Genomic DNA, 22,976 nt, shown 5'->3' with positions numbered 1-22,976 from the left:
TCAGAAGAGTTCGTCGAGCAGTCGGTAGTAGTCCAACCGCGTCCGATCCGGCGCGTCGAGGCCGTAGGCGGCGAAGAAGGCACGGACCTCGTCCTCGCCGAAATCCTCGCGCAGGTCGCGTTCGGCCAGGGCCAGATCGCGGTAGCGGTCCGCGACGCCGAGACCGCCGACATCCAGCAGGACGCCGTTCTCGAGCACGTTGGGCGGTGTGAAATCGCCGTGCGCCACCACGAGGTCCTCGGTCGACGGACGCTCGGCGAGCAACCGATCCAGGACCTGCCCGGGATCGAGTTCGCTGTTGTCGTCGTCGAAATCGTCCGGATCCACCAGGCCTTCGAGCACGTTCCTGCGGGCCTGCGCCAGCACGGTGTCGAGTCTGCCGTCGAACGGGCATTCCGCGACGGGCAGCGCGTGCAAACGCCGCAGCAGCTCGCCCATGACCGTGCCGATCGAGGGCGACACCGCCCCCCGTTCGCCTTCGCGCGCCGCCAGACTCGGCGCGCCCGCATCGGCGAGCACGAGCACGTCCTCGGCGAACGCGGCCACCTCCGGCACCCGGATCCCCCTGGCGCGCAACCAGTCCAGCCGATCGTGTTCGGCGGTCGCACGCGGTCCGCGCTTCACCCAGTAGGCGCCGTTCACCAGGGCGACGCCGCCGCTGAGACCCTCGTGCTCGTCCGAGAACTCCGGATCCTCTCCGACCACCGCCAGCACGGCGGGCGGCAGTGGAATCCGCAACTCCGCGAGTCCCTCCAGCGCGGTGCGGCTGGATTCGATCAACTCGGCGTCACCCTCCGCGACCCGCAGTTTCAGCGCCTCGGTCAGCAGTTCGCGTGCCTCGGCGAGGCAGCCCTGTTCGGCCAGCGCCTTGCCGAGATGCTGGGCGGCGAAGGAGAGCGCCTCGGCGTCGGTGCCGCGAGCCGCCTCGACGGCCCGCCGGTAGAGGATCTCGGCGGTCGGCGCGTCGCCGCGATACCGGTACACGTCGGCCAGGTTGATCCAGACCGAGATGCGCTGGCGCGGCGTGCGCGCCAGTTCGAGTGCCCGGTCCAGATGATCGAGCGCCTCGTCGTGGCGGCCGAGCAGCATCAATTCGATGCCGGTCTGCCGGAAACTCGCGAAATCGTCCGGGTGCGCCTCCGCTACGCGGGCGGCCAATCCCTCCGGGTCGACGGGGACCATCCGCAGTCGCTCGTCGAATCGGTACGGCCTGCGCTCGGCCACCGGATCGGGGGCGGTCACCACCGCACCTTCGGTACGTCGAAGTCGGCGCACAGCGCGCGCCATACATCCCGCGGATCCACCCCGGCCTCGATGGCGGCGGCGCCGGTGCGGCCGCCGAGGGAGGGGATCACGTGGTCGGTCAGCAGCGCGTCACCGCGCGCCACTCCGAATTCGGTATGCAACAGTTCCTGGAACTCAGTCAACCGCACCGTATTCAAGATACTCCGGTCCCCCGCGACCGCCATTCGACGGTTGTTCGACGGCGCCTTCGCGGCGTGCTGCCGGTGCCGCAACCGGCCGCCGACGCCGGTCGGATTGGACGGACAGGCGATGGCCAGATAAGATACGGAACGTGTCGTATCCAAATCTGCCCAGCGCTCCCGCCACAGAACCGCGGCAGACCCGACGCGGAGGACGTCCGCGAAACGACGAACGCGAGAGCGAGATCCTCGCGGTGGTGACCTCGTTGCTGACCGAACGCGGCTACGACGGTGTCACCTTCGAGGAGGTGGCGCGGCGCGCCGGCGCGTCGAAACCCACCCTCTACCGACGATGGAAGTCCAAGCGGGACATGGTCATCGCCGCGCTGAAGGCGGGCCCCGCCGGTCGAGAAGGACCGGACGACGTCGACACGGGCAGCCTGCGCGGCGACCTGCTCGCCCTGTGCAGGCGACTCGTCACGACGATGCGGTCGGCAGACGGGCAAACCGCGCTGCTGCTGCTTCAAGCAGGCCTGGAAGACCCCGAGCTGTGCGAGGAGATCGAACGCGCCGTCGGCCCGACCGGGGCCCGGTTACCCGCATCCGTCATGGACGCCGCCATCCGTCGCGGAGAGCTGCCCGCGACCGTGAATCCCTTCGCCTTCGAAGAAGTCGCCGGAGCCGTGTTGCTGCTGCGGCGACTCAACGGCCTCGATACCGGCGACGACTACCTCGAATCACTCGTCGATTCGATCCTCATCCCCGCGTTGCGGGCCGAATCGACCCGGCCGACACCGCTACCGGCCGGAATCTTCTCCGGACGCCCGTCCGCTCAATCGACCAGTGAAGGACACCCGTGACCACAAAGACCATCGACGGATTCCACTACCAGACGCTGCGCGGCGCGGAAGGCGTCGAGATCGGCGTCGCGGTCGCTGGAGCGGGACCGGCCGTCGTCCTGCTCCACGGCTTCCCGCAAACCCACTACATGTGGCGCGACGTAGCAGCGGACCTGGCCCAAGATCACACGGTCGTCGTCCCGGACCTTCGGGGCTACGGCGCGAGCGGCAAACCGCCGGAGAGCGGTCCCCACACCTACTCCAAGCGTACGATGGCCGAAGACATCGTGCGGGTGGCCGAACAGCTCGGGCACGAACGCTTCGGACTGATCGGCCACGACCGCGGCGCGCTGGTCGGCGTACGGGCCGGCCTCGACCACCCCGACAGGATCCGGTACCTCGGGGTGCTCGACGTCCTGCCCACTATCGACACCTGGGAAGTCCTGCACGGCGTCGACGCGAAAGTCGCCTGGCACCTGTATCTCATGGCGCAACCGGCCGGGCTGCCGGAGAAGATGATCGCGGCCGTGGCGCCGGAGTTCTTCGCTTCCTTCCTCGACGCCTGGGACACCGACGGCTCCACCTTCGCGCCGGAAGTACGGCAGCACTACATCGACAGCTCGGTCGGAGCCGTCGACTCGATCGTCGCCGACTACCGCGCCAGCGCGAGCATCGATCTGACCATGGACCGGGAGGACCGCGAGGCCGGCAAGACGCTCGCCATGCCCGTCGGTGTGATCTCCCAGGACTGGGGCGCCCGGCTCGGCTTCGACGCGGCCGCGCTGTGGCGGGCGTGGGCGCCGGACCTGACCTACGAGCCGATCGACGCAGGCCACTTCATGGCGGAGGAGCAACCGGGCGAGATCGCACGCTTCATTCGCGAACTCGCCACCCGGAGCACGACCTGATCCCGGCCGACCATTGGCCGACAACAGCGCCACTACGACGCGCGCACGCCCTCGCGCACCCGGTGGCACACCTCGACCGGGTCGGCGACGTCCGCGATGCCCATGGCCGCTTCCTCGGCCGCGGCGGTGTAGCGGGGATGGTCGAGCACCGCGAGCACGGCGGCGCGCGCGGACTCCACGGTGAGCGGTCGCACCACGATCGAACTGCCTTGGCGGGCCGCGCGATTGGCCAGTTCCCACTGGTCGCCGCCGCCCGGAACGGTGACGATCGGCACCCCGGCGAGCAGCGTTTTGGCGAGCAGTCCATGCCCGCCGCCGCCGACCACGACGGCCGCGTGCCCGAGCAGTTCGTCCTGGCGGCCCAGGCCCGCGGTGGCCCAGGACGGGAGCCCGGCCGGCGGGGTGTCGATCATGGAGACGGCCACCCGGACGCCCGCGCCGTCGAGGGCCTCGAGCACCGTCTCGACCATGCCCGTGACGCCGGTGTGCGCGGTGGACGGCGCGACGACGACCAGCGGATCGTCGCCGGGCGGCGGCGTGAGGATGTCGTCGGTGGGTTCCCACAGCAGCGGGCCGACGACGTGGGCGTTGTCGGGCCAGTCGGGGCGCGGCACCTCCAGAGCGGGCAGCGTGGCGAGCAGACGGGCGGCCGGACCCGGGTCGACGGCGGGCAGCCCGACGCTCTCGCGAGCCTTCGCGCGTTGCTTCAGGCCGTTGTGGATCGCACGCGAGGACATGGCTCGCAGCAGGCTGTCGCGCAGCCTGCCGCGCAGATCCTCCCCGGGCGCGAGCCCGCTTCCGATCGGGGGCAAACCCTTCGACGGCAGGTAGAGGGGGTGCGGCGAGAGCTCGACCCACGGCACACCCAGCCGCTCGGCGGCCATCCCCCCGCCCGCGGTGAGCACGTCGGAGACCACGAGCTCCGGCAGCATCGCGCTCAGGTCCGGCAGGATCTCGGTCGAGATGTGCGCGGCGCGCTGGTGGATGCGCTGGCCCGCGTCACCGTCGTCGTCGACGGCACGCGGCGCGAGACCCTTGAGCCTGCGCACCGCGATGCCCGCGTTCTTGGCGGCGTCGAACCAGCGGGGTCCGGTGAACAGCACCGGCTCGTCCCCCGCGGCCAGGAAGCGCTCGCACAGCGCCAACGCCGGAAAGGCATGCCCCGGATCGGGACCGGCTACGACGGCAACACGCATCCGCCCAGCCTGCCACACCGCCCCACCGAACCGACGGCACCCGCTCTGAGATCCCCACCCACGACCGCGTTCACCGCACCGCCATCCGGACGCACCGTCGCACCCCTCGAGTCCTGGCGCGCCGCGCTCGAGCGCGTGGCAGCGCGGTGACAGCCGAGACCGCTCAGCCGAAGTAGTACAGCTCGAAACCCACGGCGCGCTCGGCGGGGAATCCTTCCTTGGGCCCGGTGGCCATGTCGATGATGGCTTCGACCTGATGGGCGACCGGCTCGGAGCTGAGCACCTCCAGGTAGCGACGGTGTTCGGTCAGCGAGGCGGCGGCCTGCTCGACGGTGTCGGTGACATCGACGGCGTGCGTCGCTTTGGGGCCGACGACCGCGGCCCAGCGCGGCGACCAGGGCGGCAGATCGGCCAGCTCCGGGAAGATCCACTCGTTGCCCGCGTCGGAGACGGCGTCCAGTCCGGCCCGGCCGACGGCGCGGTGGTCGGCGCTGTTGGCGTAGCCGGGCGCCCAAGTGTCGCCGAAGTTGAACAGCACCAACATCTCCGGGCGGTGCCTGCGGATGGCGGCCGCCAGATCGCGACGCAGTTCCAGGCTCTCCTGCACCCGGCCGTCCGGATAGCCAAGGAACTCCACCTGCTCGACTCCCACCACCTTCGCCGAGGCGATCTCCTCGGACTCGCGCAGCGGACCCGCCTCCGCGGGCGGCATTCCGGCGATCCCCGCCTCGCCGCTGGTGACGAGAACGTAGCGAATGTCCTTGCCCTGCCCTGTCCATCGCGCGACGGCCGCGGCCGCGCCGTATTCGATGTCGTCGGGATGCGCGACGATCACCAGGCCACGCTGCCAGTCTTCGGGAACCTGCTCCATGGCCCTATTGAAACACCCCAAAACAGCCATGCGGCGGGTCCGGTTACCCGCCCGAATCGGTGCTGCTGTAGACAGTGTGGCCATGACGAAGCTCACACGCGCCGCCGCCGTCCTCGGTCTCGCGCTCATCGCACTGTTCAGCCCCGGTCCGCTGACCGCGGCGCCCGCCAAAGCCGACCCGCTGCCCCGGGTGTTCTTCGATGTGTCGGTGGCGGGCATCCCCACCGGCCGCATCGTGATCGAGCTGCGCTCGGACGTGGTGCCCGAGACCGCGGAGAACTTCCGCGCGCTGGCCACCGGCGAGCAGGGCTTCGGCTACAAGGGCTCGGTGTTCCACCGCGTGATCCCCGGCTTCATGGCCCAGGGCGGCGATTTCACCAACGCCGACGGCACCGGCGGCAAGAGCATCTACGGCCCGACCTTCCCCGACGAGAACTTCCAGCTGACCCACGCCGTTCCCGGCACGGTCAGCATGGCCAACCGCGGGCCAGGCACCAACGGCTCGCAGTTCTTCATCACCATGAAGGACACCCCGTGGCTGGACGGCAAGCACGTGGTGTTCGGCACCGTGGTCGAGGGCATGCACGTGGTGCACGCCATCGAGCAGGTGGGCTCGCCCTCCGGAGCGCCGGGACGCCCGATCGTCATCGACAACAGCGGCCAGCTCTGAGCCGAGAAACGCCGCGGGCCGTGCGCCATCCCTTCCGGATGACGCACGGCCCGTTCGCTTTCGGCGCCGCCGGACGCAGTCCGTCGCCGGCCGTTCGGCGTTACAGCTTGCTGACGGTGGAGTTGTCCGAGCCCGACACCGCCTTGTACAGCAGGTACAGGCCGAACACCACGGCGCTGATCACCAGGATCGGGAACAGCCCCTTGATCAGCGCACCGATGATGGCGAGCGCGATCCACACGACCGCGACGACACCGATGATCTTCCACAGCATTTCCAGCCTCCTGGACGTTTCTCCCGAACCGCCGTCCGGCGATCCGATACCTCCATGCTGTCAGCCGTGAGAGTGGAAATCACCAGGTCAGCAACGATATCCGGGTGTAAATCAGGGTTCACCCCGACACCGCGCGAACGCGGAACGCTCAGTGCGGCAGGCCGGGCGGCGGTGGGGAGACCGTGAGAGTCGGGCGATCGGCGATCTCGGTGAGCGCCTGCGCCCAGCCGTCCAGGCGATCCGCGGCGTGCCGCAGTTCCGCGACGATGCCGTCGAATTGGTGTGCGACGACGGTGGTTTCGGGCACCGCGAGCACACCGCTCGCCGCGGCGACGACCTGCTCGTATTCGGCGATACCGGATTCCAGCCTGGTCATCGCGAACCGCACGTTGGCGGTGAGCGCGGTGGTGGTCTCCGGATTGGTCCGGCCGACCACGGCGGCGGCGCGCTCCATCTGGACGATGTCGGCGGCGAGCGCGTGCAACGCCGCGGCGCCGGAGGCGGCCGTCTCGACCATCTCGGTGAGTTCTTCGTGGGGCAGCCTGTGCGAGGCGGCGATCTGCGCGGTGAGCCCGTGTAGCGCGCGTTCGGCTTGCACCAGGCGGGCGATCGGGGCGCGGGCGGCCGAGCGCAACGGCGGCTGTTTGCGCGGCAGGAAAGCGGCCTGTGGCAAAGGAGTTCGGCGCAGCCGCAGATAACGTCGCGCGCTGAGCGCGGCCCCGGTGACGAACGCGACCGCGCCGCCGCCGAGGACGACCACCGCCCAGGCGGGCGCCGAGACGACGACAAGACCGACGGCGCCCGCGGTGGTCAGCCCGGAGACCGTGCCGAGCTGATAGCTGCGCCGTCGGGCGCGGCGGCGCTTACGGAGTTCCCGCTCGCGCGGGTCGGCCCAGCGGCGCACCGCGACGAGCGCGTGTTCGCCCATGTCGCGCAACGTATCCGGGAGTGGGCCCTGCGGCATCCCGAACGTCGGCTGCGCCGGTACCGCCGGAACACCGGTCCTCGGGGGAATCCGCTTGCGACTCATGCGCTTTCCTCACACCGTTCGAGCCCTGTCACAGTCAGGACCGGCCGACGACTACGCGGTGCGCGCGTCGCGGCCGCGGGACGTGACGAGGGCGCCCCTCGGCGATGCGACGGTCTCGCGCTGCCCGCGTACTGCACCGCACCGGTCCTTGTCTGTATCGAGCTGTTACTGCTGGGCGGCCTGGCCCTTGTTCATCTGGGGCTGTGCGGGGTTCGCCTGGGTCTGGGCGGGGTTGATGGCGGACTGGCCGCCGCCCGCGGGCAACGCCTCGCCGCGCATCGAGGCGCGGATCTGCTCCAGCTTGCTGTGACCGGCCATCTGGATGCTGGCCTGCTGCACCTCGAGCATGCGGCCCTGCACCGAGTTCTGCGCCAGTTCGGCGGCGCCGAGCGCGTTGGCGTAGCGGCGCTCGATCTTCTCGCGCACCGCGTCCAGGCTCGGGGTGGTGCCGGGCGCCGACAGCGTCGAGTCCATCTGCTGCAGCGACGCGGAGACCTGCTCTTGCATCTTGGCCTGCTCCAGCTGGCTGAGCAGCTTGGTGCGCTCGGCGACCTTCTGCTGCAACAGCATCGCGTTCTGCTCGACGGCCTTCTTGGCCTGGGCGGCGGCCTGCAGAGACTGGTCGTGCAGCACCTTCAGGTCCTCGACGGACTGCTCGGCGGTGACCAGCTGGGCGGCGAACGCCTCGGCGGCGTTGGTGTACTGGATCGCCTTCTCGGTGTCGCCCGCCGCGGTGGCCTGATCGGCGAGCATGACGGCCTGGCGCGCGTTGGCGTTGAGCTTCTCGACCTCGTCGAGCTGGCGGTTCAGCTTCATCTCCAGCTGACGCTGGTTGCCGATGACCGACGCGGCCTGCTGCGAGAGGGCCTGGTGCTGGCGCTGAGCTTCCTCGATAGCCTGCTGAATCTGCACCTTCGGATCCGCGTGCTCTTCGATCTTGGCATCGAAGAGGGCCATCATGTATTTCCAGGCCTTGACGAACGGATTAGCCATCGATTGATCCCGCCTCCATCTGATGTACCGCTTGACGCGGCCCGGGTACACGACCCTCGCGCACCCGCTTGTGCCTATCCTCCACCATGCGGCACGTGGACCGGGGCGTCCCGGCCCAACCGACGCCTACTTACAGAATCTATCCGTTTTCGGCGTCGGCCCGCAGCGTTGCCCGCGGCTGGGCGTCCGGCTTTCTGTTGTCAGTTGCTCTTCACCAGGACCAGCATGTCGGCCTTCGGCGCCGGAATGACGATTCGGGTCTCCTCGGCGATCTGCGGCCGGACGGCCGACATGGACGCGGAGGCCGGAGCGAGCGCGGGCTCCTCCGCGGGCGCGGCCTCGGCGGATTCCGTGGCGGCGGCCGTCTGCTCGGCTTCCGCGGCGGGTGTCGCCGCGGCCTCGGCGGACTCGCCTACCGGTAGCCCGTCGACGCCCGCCATGATCGTGCTCACATCCCATAGCACCCGCGACAACGGCACGTCGAGTGCGGCGCAGATCGCGGCGAGCAGTTCGCTCGACGCCTCCTTGCGACCCCGCTCGACCTCGGACAGATACCCCAGGCTCACGCGCGCCGAAGTGGACACCTCGCGCAGGGTCCGATGCTGGGCGAGACGAGCACGCCGCAAACTGTCCCCGATCGCCTCTCGCAGCAGCGTCATCTCGATCTCCTTCGCTCCGAACACCGGGCGCCGCGTGGCGCAGTCGCCTGGCGAGCACCGTTCTTTCTGGCACAACGTCCGGGGGCGCCCGGTTGGTTCCCGGCGGGCGAACTCGTCACGCGAATCCACGCGACGCGCTCAGCCGCCCTGAACACACCTGAGCAGTTCCCGCACCGCGCTCTCGGTCGCGGTGAGTCTGATGGTCCACCGGTCGCCGGACAGTTGCAACCGCATCACCTCGGTATGCCACGGACTGGACAGCCCGAGGAAGACGGTGCCGACCGCGTGACCGTCCTGGCCGTCGGGCCCCGCGACACCCGTCAGGCCGATCCCCCAGTCGGCGCCGCAGCGGGTGCGCGCGCCGACGGCCAGCTGTTCGGCGGTGCTCGCCGCCACCGGCCCCTCGGCCGCGAGCAGATCCGCGCTGACACCGGCCAGACTGCTCTTGAGATCGGTCGCGTACACCACGAGTCCGCCGCGCAGCACCGCACTCGCGCCCGGCACTCCGGCGATGGTCGCGGCCACCAGCCCCGCGGTGAGCGATTCGGCGGTGGCCACGGTTTGACCCGCCGCCCCCAGGGCACGCACCAAGTCGGCGGCGGGGACGGACGCGGTCAGCGGATCGGTCATGCTCCGCGCGCCCGGCCGGAGCCGCCGGCGAACCACACGCGTGCGGCCTGCCCGACGTAATCCAGACCGGTGACGACCGTCAGCACCACCGCCAGGTACATCAGCGCCATGCCCGCGGCCTCGAAGCCGCCCGACAGCGGCAGCAGCAACACCCCGATGGCCAGCGACTGCACCAGCGTCTTCAGCTTGCCGCCGCGCCCAGCTGGAATCACCCCGCGCCGCACCACGAGCAGCCGCAGCAGCGTGACGCCGATCTCGCGTCCGCAGATCACCAGGGTGATCCACCAGGCCAGATCGCCGAGCACGGAGAGTCCGATCAGTGCCGCGCCGATCAGTGCCTTGTCGGCGATCGGGTCCGCCAGCTTGCCGAAATCGGTCACCAAACCGTACTTGCGCGCCAGCTGTCCGTCGAAGCGATCGGTGATGGCGGCGAGCCCGAACAGCGCGGCCGCGGCGATCCGCCACCCGGTCTGGTGGCCGCCGCCCGCGAAGAGCGCGGCGACGAACAGCGGAACGATCGCGATGCGCGCCATGGTCAGCACGTTCGCGATGTTCATCAGCGGCACGGCGGTGTCGGCAGGAGGGGCTACGAAACTGCCCGAACGCTCGGCTCCCTGACGCAGGACACCCGCGTCGGGCCAGCGACGATCGATCTCTTCGGGCTGCACGCTCATGCCCTCGCCTCGAGGGCGCGCGATCCGAGGACGGCCACGTCTCCATCCGGTTGCGCTACCCCGGCGCGATGCGGTGAGCGGAACGACAGGATGTGCGGCACATGTTCAGACTATCGGTAAGGGTGCCGACTACTGTGCACCCCATGACCTCTCGGGGACCACTAGGTGGTTCGACCAGCGACGCGAATACCAGCGCGGCCTCCGCCGCGCCCGGCTCCGGACCGGTTGTGCGACGCGCCCGAACCTCGGACGTCCCCGAGATCAAACGCCTCGTCGACGTCTACGCGGGCCGCATTCTGCTGGAGAAGAACCTGGTCACCCTCTACGAGTCGGTCCAGGAGTTCTGGGTGGCCGAAGTCGACGGACGCGTCGTCGGCTGCGGCGCGCTGCACGTGCTGTGGGCCGATCTCGGCGAGGTGCGCACCGTCGCGGTGCATCCCGACGCCAAAGGCACCGGCGTTGGCAAACTCATCGTGCAGCGGCTCGTCGCGGTGGCCAGGGAACTGGAGCTGCGCAGGCTGTTCGTGCTGACCTTCGAGGTGGAGTTCTTCGGCAGGCACGGCTTCGTCGAGATCGACGGAACGCCGGTGACCGCCGAGGTCTACGCCGAGATGTGCCGGTCCTACGACACCGGTGTCGCCGAGTTCCTCGACCTGAGTTATGTGAAGCCGAACACGCTCGGCAACACCCGCATGCTGCTGACCCTCTGAAGCGCCGACCGAGAAAGCGATACGCCGTGCCGATCTTCGCCGTTCACTACACATACTCCGAGGCCACCGTTCCCGGCCGCGACACCCACCGGCCCGAGCACCGCGCGTGGTTGTCCGGGCTGGTCGAGGCGGGCACCCTGCTGTCGAGCGGGCCGTACCCGGACGGGTCGGGGGCGTTGCTGATCTTCCGCGCGGGGGACGAGGCGGCGCTGAAGGATCTGCTCGCGCAGGACCCCTTCGCGCGCGAGTCGCTCATCGACGCGGTGCGCGCCGTGGAGTGGTCGCCCATCATGGGCGCTTTCGCCGACTGATCTCACGACAGAGCCCCGCACCCGTGTCGACAGGGGTGCGGGGCTCTTCGCGGTCTACTTGGCGTCTTGGCGCGCCGCGCCCCGGGTCTTGAGGAGACTGGCGACGGTTGCCACGATCAGCACGCCGATGATGACACCCAGCGACACCGGGGTGGAGATCTCCGGCACGGCGACGTGCTCACCGCCGTTGACGAACGGCAGCGTGTTCTCGTGCAGCGCGTGCAGCACCAGCTTGATGCCGATGAACGCGAGGATCGCGGCCAGGCCGTAGGACAGGTACACCAACCGGTCCAGCAGGCCGCCGATCAGGAAGTACAGCTGGCGCAGACCCATCAGCGCGAACGCGTTCGCGGTGAAGACCAGGTACGGCTCCTCGGTGAGGCCGTAGATCGCGGGGATGGAATCCAGCGCGAACAGCAGGTCGGCGAAGCCGATCGCGAGCAGCGCGAGCAGCAACGGGGTGACCACCCTGCGGCCGTCGACCCGGGTGACGAGCTTGTCGCCGTCGTACTGGTCGGTGGTCGGCAGCACCCGCTTGGCCAGCGCGACGATGCGGCTGTCGCGCTTCTCCTCGGCCTCCACCTCGTGCCCGCTCTCGCGCAGCAGCTTGACGGCGGTGTAGATCAGGAACAGGCCGAACAGGTAGAACACCCAGCTGAACGCGCTGATCGCGGCCGCGCCGACGGCGATGAACACACCGCGCATGACCAGCGCGAGCACGATGCCGATGAGCAGCACCTTCTGCTGGTAGATCCGGGGCACGGCGAAGGTGGTCATGATGATCAGGAAGACGAACAGGTTGTCCACCGAGAGCGCCTTCTCGGTGACGAAACCGGCGTAGTACTCCCCGCCGAAGGTCGAACCCCATCGCCAGGCGACGAAGCCGCCGAAGGCCAGGGCGAGAGTGATGTAGACCGTCGACCAGACGGCCGACTCCCGGAAGGTCGGTTCGTGCGGCGTGCGCACGTGCGCGAAGAAGTCGAAGACGAACAAGCCGAGGATCACCGCGATGGTGATCCCCCATTCCAGTGCGGTCACCTGCATACTGCGGCCCGATCGGAGGCGGTAGTCATGACGGCCATCATGCCCGATTTGTCCGTTCTTGTCGGCTAGCGGGTCGGTTGCTGACCATCCTGTCACACTCCCGCCGCGGCCTCCGGAGCGCATAAGACGTGCGTCCGGCGCTTCGAACACCACAATCACGATGATTGCGCGCGCATTGCGGCGCCCATCGAAATTCCTGGTTCCGACCGGTCTCGAAAAACCGGTTTCCCCTGGCGGATTCGGGTGTTAGCGTCGAAGACGGCGAAGCACCGCTCCCGAAACCCGAGAGGCACAGGCGATGACAGCGCGAAACCGGCAACAGCGACAGTGGTCGCTCGTCGCCGCGCGCCCGAACGCCGCCCTCCGCCTACTCGATGTCCGCTGGATCCGCGTCCGCGGCGGCCCCTGAGTTCTCGGCACCCGAGAACCTTTCCAGGGGTCATTCCGCGGCGATCCGCCGGGAACGGCCCCTTTTCGTATGCGGGGGTAGCTCAACGGCACTCCCTCGTAGCCCAACTGGTAGAGGCACCGGCATTAGGAGCCGGGAGTTGCGAGTTCGAATCTCGCCGAGGGAACTGGTTCGCGCTGTAAGCGCGGAAGAGCGTTTGTAGCTCAGCTGGATAGAGCGCCTGCCTGAATAGCGCAGCCGGACAACGTCCGTCTCCAGCCCGCGCACGGCCGGAGCGAAGGCGGAGGTACGCCTACGAAGCAGGAGGTCGGAGGTTCGAGTCCTCCCAAGCGCGCCGATGGGGCGTGGTGTAACCCGGCAGCACGGCGGATTCTGATTCCGTTGGTTCAGGTTCGAATCCTGGCGCCCCAGCTCCACTGGAGTGTGGTGTAAGGGAAGCATGACCGGTTTTGGTTCGGTCGGTTCAGGTTCGAATCCTGGCACTCCAGCCCGTACCACGCAGGTCGGCCGCTGGTCGTGTCAGCGGACGTGTCAGCTGTCTGTCAGGGCGGTGTCAGTCGCGGCGGCGAAAGTGTGTACATCGAACAAAACGACCCGAACCGGCACCGGAACGGGCACAACCGATTCGAAGGAGTACACACCATGTCCACCATCACCGTCACCCTCACCGACCAGGACAAGTCGATCGTCCGGACCGCCGCCTACGGTGCCGTGTCGCTGATGGCCGCCGCGGGCGCGCCCCACAAGGGCATCGCGCACGGCTCCATCGCCCTGACGTCCGCGACCGGCCTGGTCGGACACGTGCTCGCCGCGAAGACCAAGGACATCGAACTGCCGGGCAAGACCGTCGCCGCCCTCGCCGACCACGTGCTGCCCGCACTGACCGCGGCCGTAAGGCTGCTCGCACAGCAGGATCCGGTGGAGGCGAACAACTTCCGCGACACGGTTCTCGTCGCCATCGAAGCGGCGGCCCGCGCCGGCCAGAACCAGCCGAGCCCCGCCGTGGCCGCGATGACCCGCAAGATCACCGCGGCCCTGGACGCCGCGTAAGGGAAACAGTCGCGTTGCTACAGCCGGTGACGGGGTCCCGCCCGGACCCCGTCACAGCCAAGTCAACTCAGCTACGAGTAGCCCGAATATTCGGATGCGGTGCACCGTGCGGGGTGTCAGAGTCGATGGGGTGACCGAGGACTATCGCATCCTGAACAGGGCCAACTGGGACGAGCGGGCGTCGTTGCATGCCGCGTCGCCGGACTATCGGGTGGCGCGGTTTGCGGCGGAGCCCGACTTTCTCAGTCCGGTAGTTCGTTTCGACCTGCCGCTGCTCGGTGATGTGCGCGGGCTGCGCGGTGTGCACCTGCAGTGCCATATCGGCACGGACACGATCTCGCTGGCTCGGCTCGGCGCTCGGATGACCGGTCTCGACTTCAGTCCGGCGTCCCTCGCGCAGGCCCGCGAGCTCGCGGAACGAACGGGGTCCGACGTGGATTTCGTCGAAGCCGATGTGTACGAAGCGGTCTCGGTGCTCGGCTCGGAGCGATTCGATCTGGTTTTCACCGGTATCGGCGCGCTGTGCTGGCTGCCGAGCATCGAAAGATGGGCGCAGACCGTAGCCGGGTTGCTGCGACCGGGCGGCCGCCTGTTCCTGCGCGAAGGCCATCCGATGCTGGGGGCCATCGACGAGTCCGTCACGGACGGGTTGACCCTCGGCTACCCGTATTTCGAAACACCCGAGCCGATGGTCTTCTCCGACGATTCCACCTACGTCGAGACCGACGGCCGCCTCGGGCAGACCACCATCCACGAGTGGAACCACGGCCTCGGCGAAGTCGTCTCCGCGCTGCTGGCCAACGGACTGACGCTCACCGGCCTCACCGAACACCGCAGCGTCCCGTGGAACGCGCTACCGGGCCGGATGACCCGCGACGAGCACGACGAGTGGCGGCTGATCGAGCATCCCGAACGCGTCCCGCTCAGCTACACCTTGCAGGCGCGCAAGAGCTGAGGCTCACCATCCGAGAGCTGACGCACACCGCGCAGGCCGATAAAGGGCATCCGATCCTCGCGTATGTTCGGTGTGGTCATGGTGACTCTGCTCTTGGCGCTGACCGGCTTCGCCTTCCTCGATTCGCTCGATCTGCTGCTCGTCGGCGTCACGGTGGCGATCGTCTACGACAGCAAGCTCGCGCGACGGTCACCGCTGCCGGGCGGGCTGAGTTTCGTCGCAGGCGTGTTCGCGATGACCACCACGTTCGGGATCTGCGCCGTCCTCGGCATCACCTGGCTCACGTCGCTGATCGGCTTCGAGCTGACGCCGACCATCCGCTACTGGGGTGAGCTGGCGGTGGGCGCTGTGCTGCTCGTGCTCGCCGTGCTGCCGTCCGGCGCACGCCGCGACCCGCCCGCGTGGGCGACGAAGGCCCGGCGCCGGCCCTGGGTGCTCGCACTGGTGGGCGTCGCCATCGGGTTCGCTCAGGCGCCGACGGCGGTGCCGTATCTCGCGGGCCTGGCCATGCTGTCCGCGCACGACCCGCTGCCCCCGCTCTGGCCGATGATCATCATCGCCTACTGCGCGGTCGCGCTGCTGCCGCCGCTGCTGATCCTGGCCCTGTCCGTCCGCGGCACCGCGCGAGCCCGGCGCGTGTATCGCGCGATCGTCCGCGTCCTGACCGAGTACGGCCCGCTCTCCGTGCGCATCATCTTCGGGCTCTTGGGCGTGGCGCTGATCACCGACGCGCTCGTCCACCACGCGCATCTGTGGTGATCAGCCGGACGCTTACTCCTCGCCGTCCTCCGACTCCGCGCCACCACCACGGATCGACCACAGCAACCCCTCCAGCTCGTCCGGCTTGACGAGCACATCGCGCGCCTTCGACCCTTCGCTGGGACCGACGACGCCGCGGGTCTCCATGAGGTCCATCAGGCGGCCCGCCTTGGCGAAACCGACGCGCAGCTTGCGCTGGAGCATGGAGGTGGAGCCGAACTGAGAGGTGACGACCAGTTCGATGGCCTGGAGCAGCACGTCGAGGTCGTCGCCGATGTCGGGGTCGACGTCCTTCTTCTCCCCGGCCTTCGCGGCGGTGACGCCCTCTTGGTACTCGGGTTCGGCCTGGTTCTTGGTGTAGTCGACGACGGCGTGGATTTCCTCGTCGCTGATGAACGCACCCTGTAGACGGGTGGGTTTGTTCGCGCCCATGGGCAGGAACAGCCCGTCGCCCATGCCGATCAGCTTCTCGGCGCCCGGCTGATCCAGGATGACCCGGGAGTCGGTGAGCGAGGAGGTCGCGAACGCGAGGCGCGAGGGCACGTTGGTCTTGATCAGACCGGTGACCACGTCCACCGACGGACGCTGGGTCGCCAGCACCAGGTGGATGCCCGCGGCGCGCGCCTTCTGGGTGATGCGGACGATCGCGTCCTCGACGTCGCGCGGCGCGGTCATCATGAGGTCGGCGAGCTCGTCGACGATGGCGAGAATGTAGGGGTAGGGCCGGTAGACCCGCTCGCTGCCCAGCGGCGCGGTGATCGCCCCGGACTTCACCTTCTTGTTGAAGTCGTCGATGTGGCGCACCTTGTTGGCCTGCATGTCCTGGTAGCGCTGCTCCATCTCCTCCACCAGCCAGGCCAGCGCGGCGGCGGCCTTCTTCGGCTGGGTGATGATGGGCGTGATCAGGTGCGGAATGCCCTCGTACGGGGTGAGTTCGACCATCTTGGGGTCGATCAGGATCATCCGTACCTCGTCGGGCGTGGCCCGCTGCAGCAACGAGACCAGCATCGAGTTGACGAAGCTGGACTTACCCGATCCGGTGGAACCCGCGACAAGCAGATGCGGCATCTTCGCCAAATTGGCGGAGACGAACTCGCCCTCGATGTTCTTGCCGAGACCGATCACCAACGGATGGTGGTCGTTTCGAGTGGACGGCGCTTTCAGCACGTCGGCCAATCGCACCAGCTCGCGGTCGGAGTTGGGCACCTCGATGCCGACGGCGGACTTACCGGGGATCGGCGCGAGCAGCCGAACGTTCTCGGTGGCGACGGCGTAGGCGATGTTGCGGGCCAGCGCGGTGATCTTCTCCACCTTCACGCCGGGGCCGAGCTCCACCTCGTAGCGGGTGACCGTCGGGCCGCGCACGAATCCGGTGACCGCCGCGTCGATCTTGAACTGCACCAGCACCTCGGTGATCGCCTCGATCATCGATTCGTTGGCGGCGCTGCGCTTCTTGGGCGGGTCGCCGTCGGTGAGCAGAGTCAGCGGCGGCAGCGTGTAATCGCCCTCGATCACCCGGTCGGCGACGAACTCGGGTTCCTTGGGTGGCGGCGGGGTCTGGTCCTGCACCTTGGGCGCCGCGCGCTTCTTCGGTTTTGGCGGTTCCGGCGGCGGCTCGGTGGCGATCGGCTTGGCATCGCGCAGCGGCGGCTCGCCCAGCGATTCGGTGACCGCGTCGGATCCGGCGAATTCGTCGGGTGGATAGTTCTCGGCCGGGGTGCGGCCGCGGCGCCGAGACGCGGTGCGGTGCACGGGGAAACCATCGGCGTCGTAGTCGGCGGCGTCGTAGTCGCGTTGCGGCTCGAACTCGCCGTACTCGTCGCCGCCCGCCGCGGTGCCGAAGTATTCGCGCAGCCGCTGTGGCACCTCGCGAACCGTGGTCCCGGTGAGCAGCAGCACGCCGAAGACGATGGCGAGCAACAGGATCGGCACGGCCAGCCACGCGGTGAGCCCACCGGCCAGCGGGCCGCCGATCACGTAGCCGGCGAAGCCCGCGGCGCGGGAACGGCCGTGCGCGTCGGTGGGCGCGCCCGCGGCGAGATGCCAGATGCCGAGCAGCGGCAGGCCGACCAGCAATCCGCCGAGCACGAGCCGCGGCCGGATCTCGGGACGCGGTTCGGTGCGCATGAGGACGATCGCGATGCCGGTCGCGACGAACGGCAGTGCGGCCGAGGCGGAACCGGACACCGCTCGGATCGCCTCTTCGACGAAGTGCCCGATCGGTCCGCCCGCCGAGAGCCACACCGCGGCCGCGATGACGGCGCTCAGCGCGATCAGCGCGAGCGCGATGCCGTCGCGCCGGTGTCCGTGTTCGATCTCGCCCGCCCTGCTGAGTGTGCGGGTGGTGGCGCCGAGGCCGCGGGCGAGCATGTTCCAGCCGCCGGTGACGCCGCGGCTGAAGACGGCCAGCGGCGCGGTGTCGGACTTGCGCCGAACGGGTCTGCGGGCCGGTGTGGCGCGCCCGCGCGGTGCGGAACCACCCCGGGGTGTGGTGGAACGAGACCGCGCCGTGGTGGTCCTCCCCCGGGCCGATCCCGCCCGCGCACGAGGTGTCGTGGTGCTGCGGGACTTACCTGCCATGGACCCAGGCTAGCCGCAAACGCCCCATCCAGACCATCCGCAACACCCGTATCGCGGGCCTCGAGCGCCCCGGATCACAGTCGAATGCCTCGCTGGAGCGGCGACCGAGTTCAGAACGAGCGGTCGAGTTCCAGCACCGCGCGGACGGCCTCGGGCTCGCCCGCCGTCTCGATGCGCACGTTCTCGCGTCCGAACGCGTGCAGCACCAGTTCCGACGGTTTGCCGGTGAGCGTCACAGCGGCGCCGTCGGCCGACTTCACCTCCGCCCGGCGCCCGTCCGGCGTCGCGAGCACCACCGGCACCGGCGATTTGCGATAGGCCATCTTGCCGACCTTGCTCGCCACACCCCACAATTTGGCCTCGTCGGACTCGGCGAGTTCGCGCGGCGCCCAGTCCGGTCCGGCGCGGCGCACGTCCTCGTGGTGGACGAACATCTCGCTGAGATTGACCATCGCGTCCACCGGTTTCAGCGGCGACCACCACGGCGGACCGGTCCGCACGAGTTCGAGCAGTTCGGGAAACGGCTTGCACGCCACGCGCTCCTGCACCGACTCGAGGTAGCCCGCGAACGGCTTCAGCAGGATGCCGGGGGCGGCGTCGGGACGGCGTTCCCGAACGATCAAGTGCGCCGCGAGATCTCGCACCGTCCATGCACCGCACAGGGTCGGCGCGTCCGGACCGGCCTCCGACATCGCGACGACCAGCGCCTGACGTTCCCGTTGTGCCATGCTCACGTGCCGACCCTAACGGATGCCGGGCGGAAACCGGCGGAACGTTCGGGCCCGCGCGATCTCCGGAAAGGAAAGCCACGACTGGCTTCCGGGGAGGTTGCTCGGTAGCTTGTCACTGGTCCATAAGGGTCGTGGACTCTCAGTTCGAAGGGATTCACCTTGAAGAAGTTCTTCACCGCTGCCGCGGTCATCGTGGCAACGGTCGGTTCGATGCTGGCCACTACGGCACCGGCGCAGGCCGCATACGGGTACTACGGCGCGATCGCCGTGTCGAGCGACGGCGCCTACGGCATCGCCAACAACTACGGAAGTTACAGCGCCGCAGAGGATGCCGCGATCGATGTCTGCGGGTACGGCTGCTCCACCCTGGTCTCCTGGACCAACGGCTGCGGCGTGCTCGCCAGCTCCAACACGCGCTGGAGCGCGTCGGCGCGGTCCAACTACTCCGACGCCCGCGCGGCGGCACTCTCGCGCCTGTCCGGCGGCTGGGTCGTCGACTGGCGTTGCACCGCGGGCTACTCGCTGTAAATCCGACACCGTCGCGTCGTCCGCTTCGAGACCGCGACACCACTTCACCAGGGGAAAATCGTGAAACACCGCTCCATTCGGGCCGCGGTCGCCGTCCTGCTGACCGCTTCGGCGTTCGCACTCGGCGCGTGCAGCTCCGACAGCAACTCCTCCAGCACGAGCACCAGCACCTCGCCCGCGGGCAAGTTCGAGGAGGGCAAGAACGAGGACAAGGCGGTCGAGGGCAAGGCGCCCGCGACCACCACGCCGCCGAACCTGCCCAAGCCGGCCGCCTCGCTGCTCAACGAGCGCATCAACCGCGCCTTCGATCCGTCGGTGAGCTCCGAGGAGAAGATCAGCTGGATCGAGGACGCCGAGCGTGATCCGCAGCTGGTCGACAAGCTGGTCGACGCGGCCAAGCGCAACAAGGTGACCGTCGAGATCACCAATGTGCAGGAACCCAAGGACGGCAAGCTGAAGGCCGACGCGAAGGTCACCATCGACGGGCAGCCGGTGGAGAACGCGTTCGTCGAGTTCGTCGCCGAGGGTAGCGACTGGAAGGTCTCCCACCAGTTCACCTGCAACATCGTGCGCTCGGCGAAGCTGGACTCGGCGGCCTGCCAGGCTCAGTAAGCCGATATGCGAAAGCGCCGGAGGGCCAAGCCTTCCGGCGCTTTCGTATGTCAGGATCAGACAGCGATGACGGTGGGCACGATCATCGGACGGCGGCGGTAGGCCTCGGCGACCCAGCGGCCGACCACCCGGCGCACGCCCTGGGCGATGCGGTGGGTGTCGGTGACGCCCTCGCCCGCCAGCCGCAGCAGCTCGGCCTCGACCAGTTCCGCGGCGGCGGCCAGCGCGGTCGGGTCGTCGGAGAAGCCGCGACCGCTCAGCTCCGGCGTGCTCACGGCCTTGCCGGTGGTCTCGTCGATGGCGACGGTGATGGCGATGAACCCGCCCTCGCCGAGCACCAGACGATCCGACAGCGTGGACTCGCCGACATCGCCGACGGACAGGCCGTCGACATAGACGTGGCCAACCGGCACCCGGCCGACGATGGACGCGATGCCGTCCACCAAGTCCACCACCACGCCGTCCTCGGCGAGCACCACCCGGTCCTCGGGAACGCCGGTGGCCACCGCGAGCGCGGCGTTGGCCCGCAGGTGCCGCCATTCGCCGTGCACGGGCATGGCGTTGGTCGGCCGGACCGCGTTGTACAGGTACAGCAGCTCGCCCGCGGAGGCGTGTCCGGAGACGTGCACCTTGGCGTTCTGCTGGGTGATGACGGTGGCTCCCAGCCTGGACAGCCCGTTGACCACGGCGAACACCGAGTTCTCGTTGCCGGGGATGAGCGAGGAGGCCAGCACCACCAGATCGTCGGCGCGGATGTGGATCTGCCGGTGATCGCCGCGCGCCATCCGCGACAGCGCCGAGAGCGGTTCGCCTTGCGAGCCGGTGGAGATGAGCACCAGCCGGTCGCCGGGCAGGGTCGCGGCCACGTCGAGATCGACGACCACGCCGTCCGGCACCGTCAGGTAGCCGAGGTCCTGGGCGATCTGCATGTTGCGGACCATCGAGCGGCCGACGAAACAGATTCGGCGACCGTACTTCTGGGCCACGTCGACGACCTGCTGGATGCGGTGCACGTGACTGGCGAAGGACGCCACGATCACGCGGTTGCGCGCCTTGCCGATCACGTTGTCCAGCACGCCGCCGATCTCGCGTTCGGGCGTGACGAAACCGGGCACCTCGGCGTTGGTCGAGTCGACCAGGAACAGGTCGACGCCCTCGTCGCCGAGCCGGGAGAAACCGGCCAGGTCGGTGAGCCGTCCGTCCAGCGGCAGCTGGTCCAGTTTGATGTCGCCGGTGTGCAGCACGACGCCCGCCGGGGTGCGGATGGCGACCGCGATCGCGTCCGGGATCGAGTGGTTGACCGCGAAGTACTCGCACTCGAACGGACCGTGGATGGTGGTCTCGCCCTCGACGACCTCCATGAGCTTGGGGTGCAGCCGATGCTCGCGGCACTTCGCGGCCACCAGCGCGAGAGTGAACTTGGCGCCGATCACCGGGATGTCACCGCGCATGCGCAGCAGGAACGGCACCGCGCCGATGTGGTCCTCGTGACCGTGGGTGAGCACGATCGCGACGACGTCGTCCATCCGGTCCTCGATGGGACGGAAGTCGGGCAGGATCAGGTCGACGCCGGGCTGCTGGTCCTCGGGGAAGAGCACGCCGCAGTCGACGATCAGCAGCTTGCCGCCGTACTCGAAAACGGTCATGTTCCGGCCGATCTCGCCGATGCCGCCGAGCGCGAAGACGCGCAGACCGTTCTTGGGCAGCTTCGGCGGAGTGCCGAGCCGGTCCTGCGCCGCCACCACGGGCGGCTGGGCGGGCGGCTGCTCGCCGCGGCGGCCCTGGCGACCGCGGCCGGATCTGCGGCTCTGGCCGTTCTGCCGTGCTTGTTCCGGCTGCCGTTCCTGAGCCGCCTGCTGCCTCTTGCCCCGGTCGGACCTTCTGCCCGACTCGGCACGCGGGGATTCGGCCTGCTCGGGCCGCTGCGGGGTTTCGGGCCGGCGCTGCGCGGCGGCTTCGGGCTGCGCGGCGGCTTCGGGCTGCGCGGCGGCTTCGGGCTGCGCCGGGGTCTGCGGCTGCGCGACAGTCTCCGGCTGCGCGGCCACCGGTTCGGCGGTGGGTCTTTCGGTGCGTTCCCGCTCGACGGGAGTGGGTTCGGGTGCGCCCGCTGGGCGGGACGCGGTGCGACGCGGACGGCGCGGAGTCGTCATGCCGACACCTCCTGTGCGGCGGCGGATTGGTCCCCTAGGTCGTTCATGCCAGCACTCCCGCGGTCTGCAGGTCCGCGGCGAGGCGGTCCAGCGCGTCGGTGCTCGGCATCAGCTGCGGCAGCCGCGGCTCGCCCACGTCGACGCCGAGCAGGCGCAGCCCGCCCTTGGTCATCGCGACGCCGCCGAGGCGCGCCATCGCGTGGTTCAGCGGGACGAGCCGCGCGTTGATGTCGCGGGCCCGCGCCACATCGCCCGCCTGGTAGGCGTCGACGAGTTCGCGCAGCCGTTCGGGCACCAGATGCCCGATGACACTGATGAATCCGACCGCGCCGATGGACAGCCACGGCAGATTCAGGCAGTCGTCGCCGGAGTACCAGGCAAGACCGGTGCTCGCGATCAGCTCGGCGCCCGCGTTCAGGTCGCCCTTGGCGTCCTTGACCGCGACGATGCGCGGGTGCTCGGCGAGCGTGCGTATGGTGTCGGGACCGATGGGAATGATGGAGCGGGGCGGAATGTCGTAGAGGGTGACCGGCAGGTCGGTGGCGTCGGCGACCGCGGTGAAGTGCGCGATCAAGCCCTCCTGCGACGGGCGCGAGTAGTACGGCGTCACCACGAGCAGACCGTGCGCGCCCGCCCGCTGCGCGTTGCGGGCGAGTTCGATGGAGTGGGCGGTGTCGTAGGTACCCGCTCCCGCGATCACGGTGGCGCGATCGCCCACGGCGTCGACGACGGCGTGCAGCAGGTCGAACTTCTCCGACTCGGTCGTGGTCGGCGATTCACCGGTGGTTCCGGAGATCGCGAGCAGATCGACACCGCGGTCGACGAGACGGGCCGCCAGCGCGACCCCGGCATCGACATCCAGCTTGCCGTCGGCACTGAAGGGGGTCACCATCGCGACACCTACTGTGCCGGACGCGCGCAGCTCCGTTGGCGTCGATTCACCGTTCGTCATGGTCAGAAAGGCTACCC

Annotated in this window: 25 protein-coding genes and 4 tRNA genes; 14 read left to right on the top strand and 15 right to left on the bottom strand. The window is 69.2% G+C overall.

Features of this window, described 5'->3' with window-relative positions:
• Together FB390_RS16030 and FB390_RS16025 are read right to left on the bottom strand one after the other, a co-directional pair.
• On the bottom strand, positions 1-1,242 hold the full coding sequence (locus FB390_RS16030) for an aminoglycoside 3'-phosphotransferase (protein ID WP_246124047.1): 1,242 nt from the start codon (positions 1,240-1,242) through the stop codon (positions 1-3).
• A complete protein-coding gene (locus tag FB390_RS16025; protein ID WP_067782853.1) occupies positions 1,239-1,433 on the bottom strand; it encodes a DUF3046 domain-containing protein in 195 nt (64 codons plus the stop codon). Before FB390_RS16025 ends, FB390_RS16030 begins: the two co-directional genes overlap by 4 nt.
• A gap of 248 nt (positions 1,434-1,681) precedes the next feature.
• Between FB390_RS16025 and FB390_RS16020 the strand changes: the two genes are divergently transcribed.
• Together FB390_RS16020 and FB390_RS16015 are read left to right on the top strand one after the other, a co-directional pair.
• Positions 1,682-2,284 (top strand): TetR/AcrR family transcriptional regulator, encoded by a 603-nt coding sequence (locus tag FB390_RS16020; protein ID WP_246124046.1) that lies wholly within the window; start codon positions 1,682-1,684, stop codon positions 2,282-2,284.
• Positions 2,281-3,171 (top strand): alpha/beta fold hydrolase, encoded by an 891-nt coding sequence (locus FB390_RS16015; protein WP_141809659.1) that lies wholly within the window; start codon positions 2,281-2,283, stop codon positions 3,169-3,171. Before FB390_RS16020 ends, FB390_RS16015 begins: the two co-directional genes overlap by 4 nt.
• Before the next feature lie 32 nt (positions 3,172-3,203).
• Here FB390_RS16015 and FB390_RS16010 read toward each other — a convergent pair whose 3' ends face one another.
• Both FB390_RS16010 and FB390_RS16005 read right to left on the bottom strand, forming a co-directional pair.
• Positions 3,204-4,367 carry a glycosyltransferase gene (locus FB390_RS16010; protein ID WP_141809658.1) on the bottom strand — a complete coding sequence of 388 codons (1,164 nt, stop codon included), beginning with the start codon at positions 4,365-4,367 and terminating at the stop codon, positions 3,204-3,206.
• Between the two features lie 163 nt (positions 4,368-4,530).
• The gene (locus tag FB390_RS16005) at positions 4,531-5,238 is read right to left on the bottom strand and encodes a PIG-L deacetylase family protein (protein WP_141809657.1); all 708 of its coding nucleotides are present in this window, start codon (positions 5,236-5,238) and stop codon (positions 4,531-4,533) included.
• A gap of 82 nt (positions 5,239-5,320) precedes the next feature.
• Here FB390_RS16005 and FB390_RS16000 point away from each other — a divergent pair, with 82 nt between their 5' ends.
• Positions 5,321-5,908 carry a peptidylprolyl isomerase gene (locus tag FB390_RS16000; RefSeq protein WP_141809656.1) on the top strand — a complete coding sequence of 196 codons (588 nt, stop codon included), beginning with the start codon at positions 5,321-5,323 and terminating at the stop codon, positions 5,906-5,908.
• 100 nt (positions 5,909-6,008) lie between these two features.
• Here the strand turns inward: FB390_RS16000 and FB390_RS33545 are convergent, their stop codons facing one another.
• From FB390_RS33545 to pgsA, 6 genes are all read right to left on the bottom strand, one after another.
• A complete protein-coding gene (locus FB390_RS33545; RefSeq protein ID WP_169810825.1) occupies positions 6,009-6,182 on the bottom strand; it encodes a hypothetical protein in 174 nt (57 codons plus the stop codon).
• A 148-nt stretch (positions 6,183-6,330) separates the two neighbouring features.
• A complete protein-coding gene (gene pspM / locus FB390_RS15995) occupies positions 6,331-7,212 on the bottom strand; it encodes a phage shock envelope stress response protein PspM (protein ID WP_141809655.1) in 882 nt (293 codons plus the stop codon).
• A gap of 165 nt (positions 7,213-7,377) precedes the next feature.
• Positions 7,378-8,205 (bottom strand): PspA/IM30 family protein, encoded by an 828-nt coding sequence (locus FB390_RS15990; RefSeq protein WP_067782544.1) that lies wholly within the window; start codon positions 8,203-8,205, stop codon positions 7,378-7,380.
• Positions 8,206-8,405: 200 nt separating this feature from the next.
• Entirely contained in the window at positions 8,406-8,864 is a 459-nt protein-coding gene (locus tag FB390_RS15985; RefSeq protein WP_141809654.1) for a helix-turn-helix domain-containing protein, read from the bottom strand.
• Positions 8,865-9,002: 138 nt separating this feature from the next.
• Positions 9,003-9,494, bottom strand: coding sequence for a CinA family protein (locus tag FB390_RS15980; RefSeq protein ID WP_141809653.1), 492 nt, complete (start codon positions 9,492-9,494; stop codon positions 9,003-9,005).
• Positions 9,491-10,168, bottom strand: coding sequence for a CDP-diacylglycerol--glycerol-3-phosphate 3-phosphatidyltransferase (gene pgsA, locus FB390_RS15975; RefSeq protein WP_141809652.1), 678 nt, complete (start codon positions 10,166-10,168; stop codon positions 9,491-9,493). Before pgsA ends, FB390_RS15980 begins: the two co-directional genes overlap by 4 nt.
• Positions 10,169-10,311: 143 nt before the next feature.
• Here pgsA and FB390_RS15970 point away from each other — a divergent pair, with 143 nt between their 5' ends.
• Both FB390_RS15970 and FB390_RS15965 read left to right on the top strand, forming a co-directional pair.
• Positions 10,312-10,878 carry an amino-acid N-acetyltransferase gene (locus tag FB390_RS15970; protein WP_141809651.1) on the top strand — a complete coding sequence of 189 codons (567 nt, stop codon included), beginning with the start codon at positions 10,312-10,314 and terminating at the stop codon, positions 10,876-10,878.
• Positions 10,879-10,904: 26 nt separating this feature from the next.
• Complete coding sequence (locus FB390_RS15965) at positions 10,905-11,189, top strand: YciI family protein (protein ID WP_141809650.1); 285 nt, start codon at positions 10,905-10,907, stop codon at positions 11,187-11,189.
• A 54-nt stretch (positions 11,190-11,243) separates the two neighbouring features.
• On the opposite strand, the gene FB390_RS15960 is transcribed toward FB390_RS15965, so the two are convergent.
• Positions 11,244-12,233 (bottom strand): TerC family protein, encoded by a 990-nt coding sequence (locus tag FB390_RS15960; RefSeq protein WP_141809649.1) that lies wholly within the window; start codon positions 12,231-12,233, stop codon positions 11,244-11,246.
• 501 nt (positions 12,234-12,734) lie between these two features.
• Here FB390_RS15960 and FB390_RS15955 point away from each other — a divergent pair.
• The 7 genes from FB390_RS15955 (at position 12,735) to FB390_RS15930 (ending at position 15,406) form a co-directional block, all read left to right on the top strand.
• Positions 12,735-12,808: transfer RNA gene (locus FB390_RS15955), tRNA-Leu, on the top strand.
• A gap of 26 nt (positions 12,809-12,834) precedes the next feature.
• Positions 12,835-12,976, top strand: a tRNA-OTHER gene (locus FB390_RS33540).
• A 4-nt stretch (positions 12,977-12,980) separates the two neighbouring features.
• Positions 12,981-13,053 (top strand) — tRNA-Gln (locus FB390_RS15950).
• 6 nt (positions 13,054-13,059) lie between these two features.
• Positions 13,060-13,130 (top strand) — tRNA-Gln (locus tag FB390_RS15945).
• Between the two features lie 154 nt (positions 13,131-13,284).
• Positions 13,285-13,692 (top strand): hypothetical protein, encoded by a 408-nt coding sequence (locus FB390_RS15940; RefSeq protein WP_141809648.1) that lies wholly within the window; start codon positions 13,285-13,287, stop codon positions 13,690-13,692.
• A 130-nt stretch (positions 13,693-13,822) separates the two neighbouring features.
• A complete protein-coding gene (locus FB390_RS15935) occupies positions 13,823-14,647 on the top strand; it encodes a class I SAM-dependent methyltransferase (RefSeq protein ID WP_221639274.1) in 825 nt (274 codons plus the stop codon).
• A 78-nt stretch (positions 14,648-14,725) separates the two neighbouring features.
• Positions 14,726-15,406, top strand: coding sequence for a GAP family protein (locus tag FB390_RS15930; RefSeq protein ID WP_141809646.1), 681 nt, complete (start codon positions 14,726-14,728; stop codon positions 15,404-15,406).
• A gap of 12 nt (positions 15,407-15,418) precedes the next feature.
• On the opposite strand, the gene FB390_RS15925 is transcribed toward FB390_RS15930, so the two are convergent.
• On the bottom strand, positions 15,419-17,986 hold the full coding sequence (locus FB390_RS15925) for a DNA translocase FtsK (RefSeq protein WP_141809645.1): 2,568 nt from the start codon (positions 17,984-17,986) through the stop codon (positions 15,419-15,421).
• Positions 17,987-18,096: 110 nt separating this feature from the next.
• A complete protein-coding gene (locus tag FB390_RS15920; protein WP_141809644.1) occupies positions 18,097-18,720 on the bottom strand; it encodes a TIGR03085 family metal-binding protein in 624 nt (207 codons plus the stop codon).
• A 156-nt stretch (positions 18,721-18,876) separates the two neighbouring features.
• Here FB390_RS15920 and FB390_RS15915 point away from each other — a divergent pair, with 156 nt between their 5' ends.
• On the top strand, positions 18,877-19,245 hold the full coding sequence (locus FB390_RS15915) for a DUF4189 domain-containing protein (RefSeq protein WP_141809643.1): 369 nt from the start codon (positions 18,877-18,879) through the stop codon (positions 19,243-19,245).
• Positions 19,246-19,305: 60 nt separating this feature from the next.
• Complete coding sequence (locus FB390_RS15910; RefSeq protein WP_141809642.1) at positions 19,306-19,857, top strand: WKL family lipoprotein; 552 nt, start codon at positions 19,306-19,308, stop codon at positions 19,855-19,857.
• A gap of 56 nt (positions 19,858-19,913) precedes the next feature.
• On the opposite strand, the gene FB390_RS15905 is transcribed toward FB390_RS15910, so the two are convergent.
• Entirely contained in the window at positions 19,914-22,007 is a 2,094-nt protein-coding gene (locus FB390_RS15905) for a ribonuclease J (RefSeq protein WP_141809641.1), read from the bottom strand.
• Between the two features lie 43 nt (positions 22,008-22,050).
• Positions 22,051-22,959 carry a 4-hydroxy-tetrahydrodipicolinate synthase gene (dapA, locus tag FB390_RS15900; RefSeq protein WP_067782509.1) on the bottom strand — a complete coding sequence of 303 codons (909 nt, stop codon included), beginning with the start codon at positions 22,957-22,959 and terminating at the stop codon, positions 22,051-22,053.
• Between the last annotated feature and the right edge of the window lie 17 nt (positions 22,960-22,976).

Origin of the sequence: Nocardia bhagyanarayanae (genome assembly GCF_006716565.1) — a bacterium.
Lineage (GTDB): Bacteria > Actinomycetota > Actinomycetes > Mycobacteriales > Mycobacteriaceae > Nocardia > Nocardia bhagyanarayanae.
The sequence above is the reverse complement of the archived record's forward strand: the minus strand, read 5'-3'. Positions and strand labels throughout refer to the sequence as shown.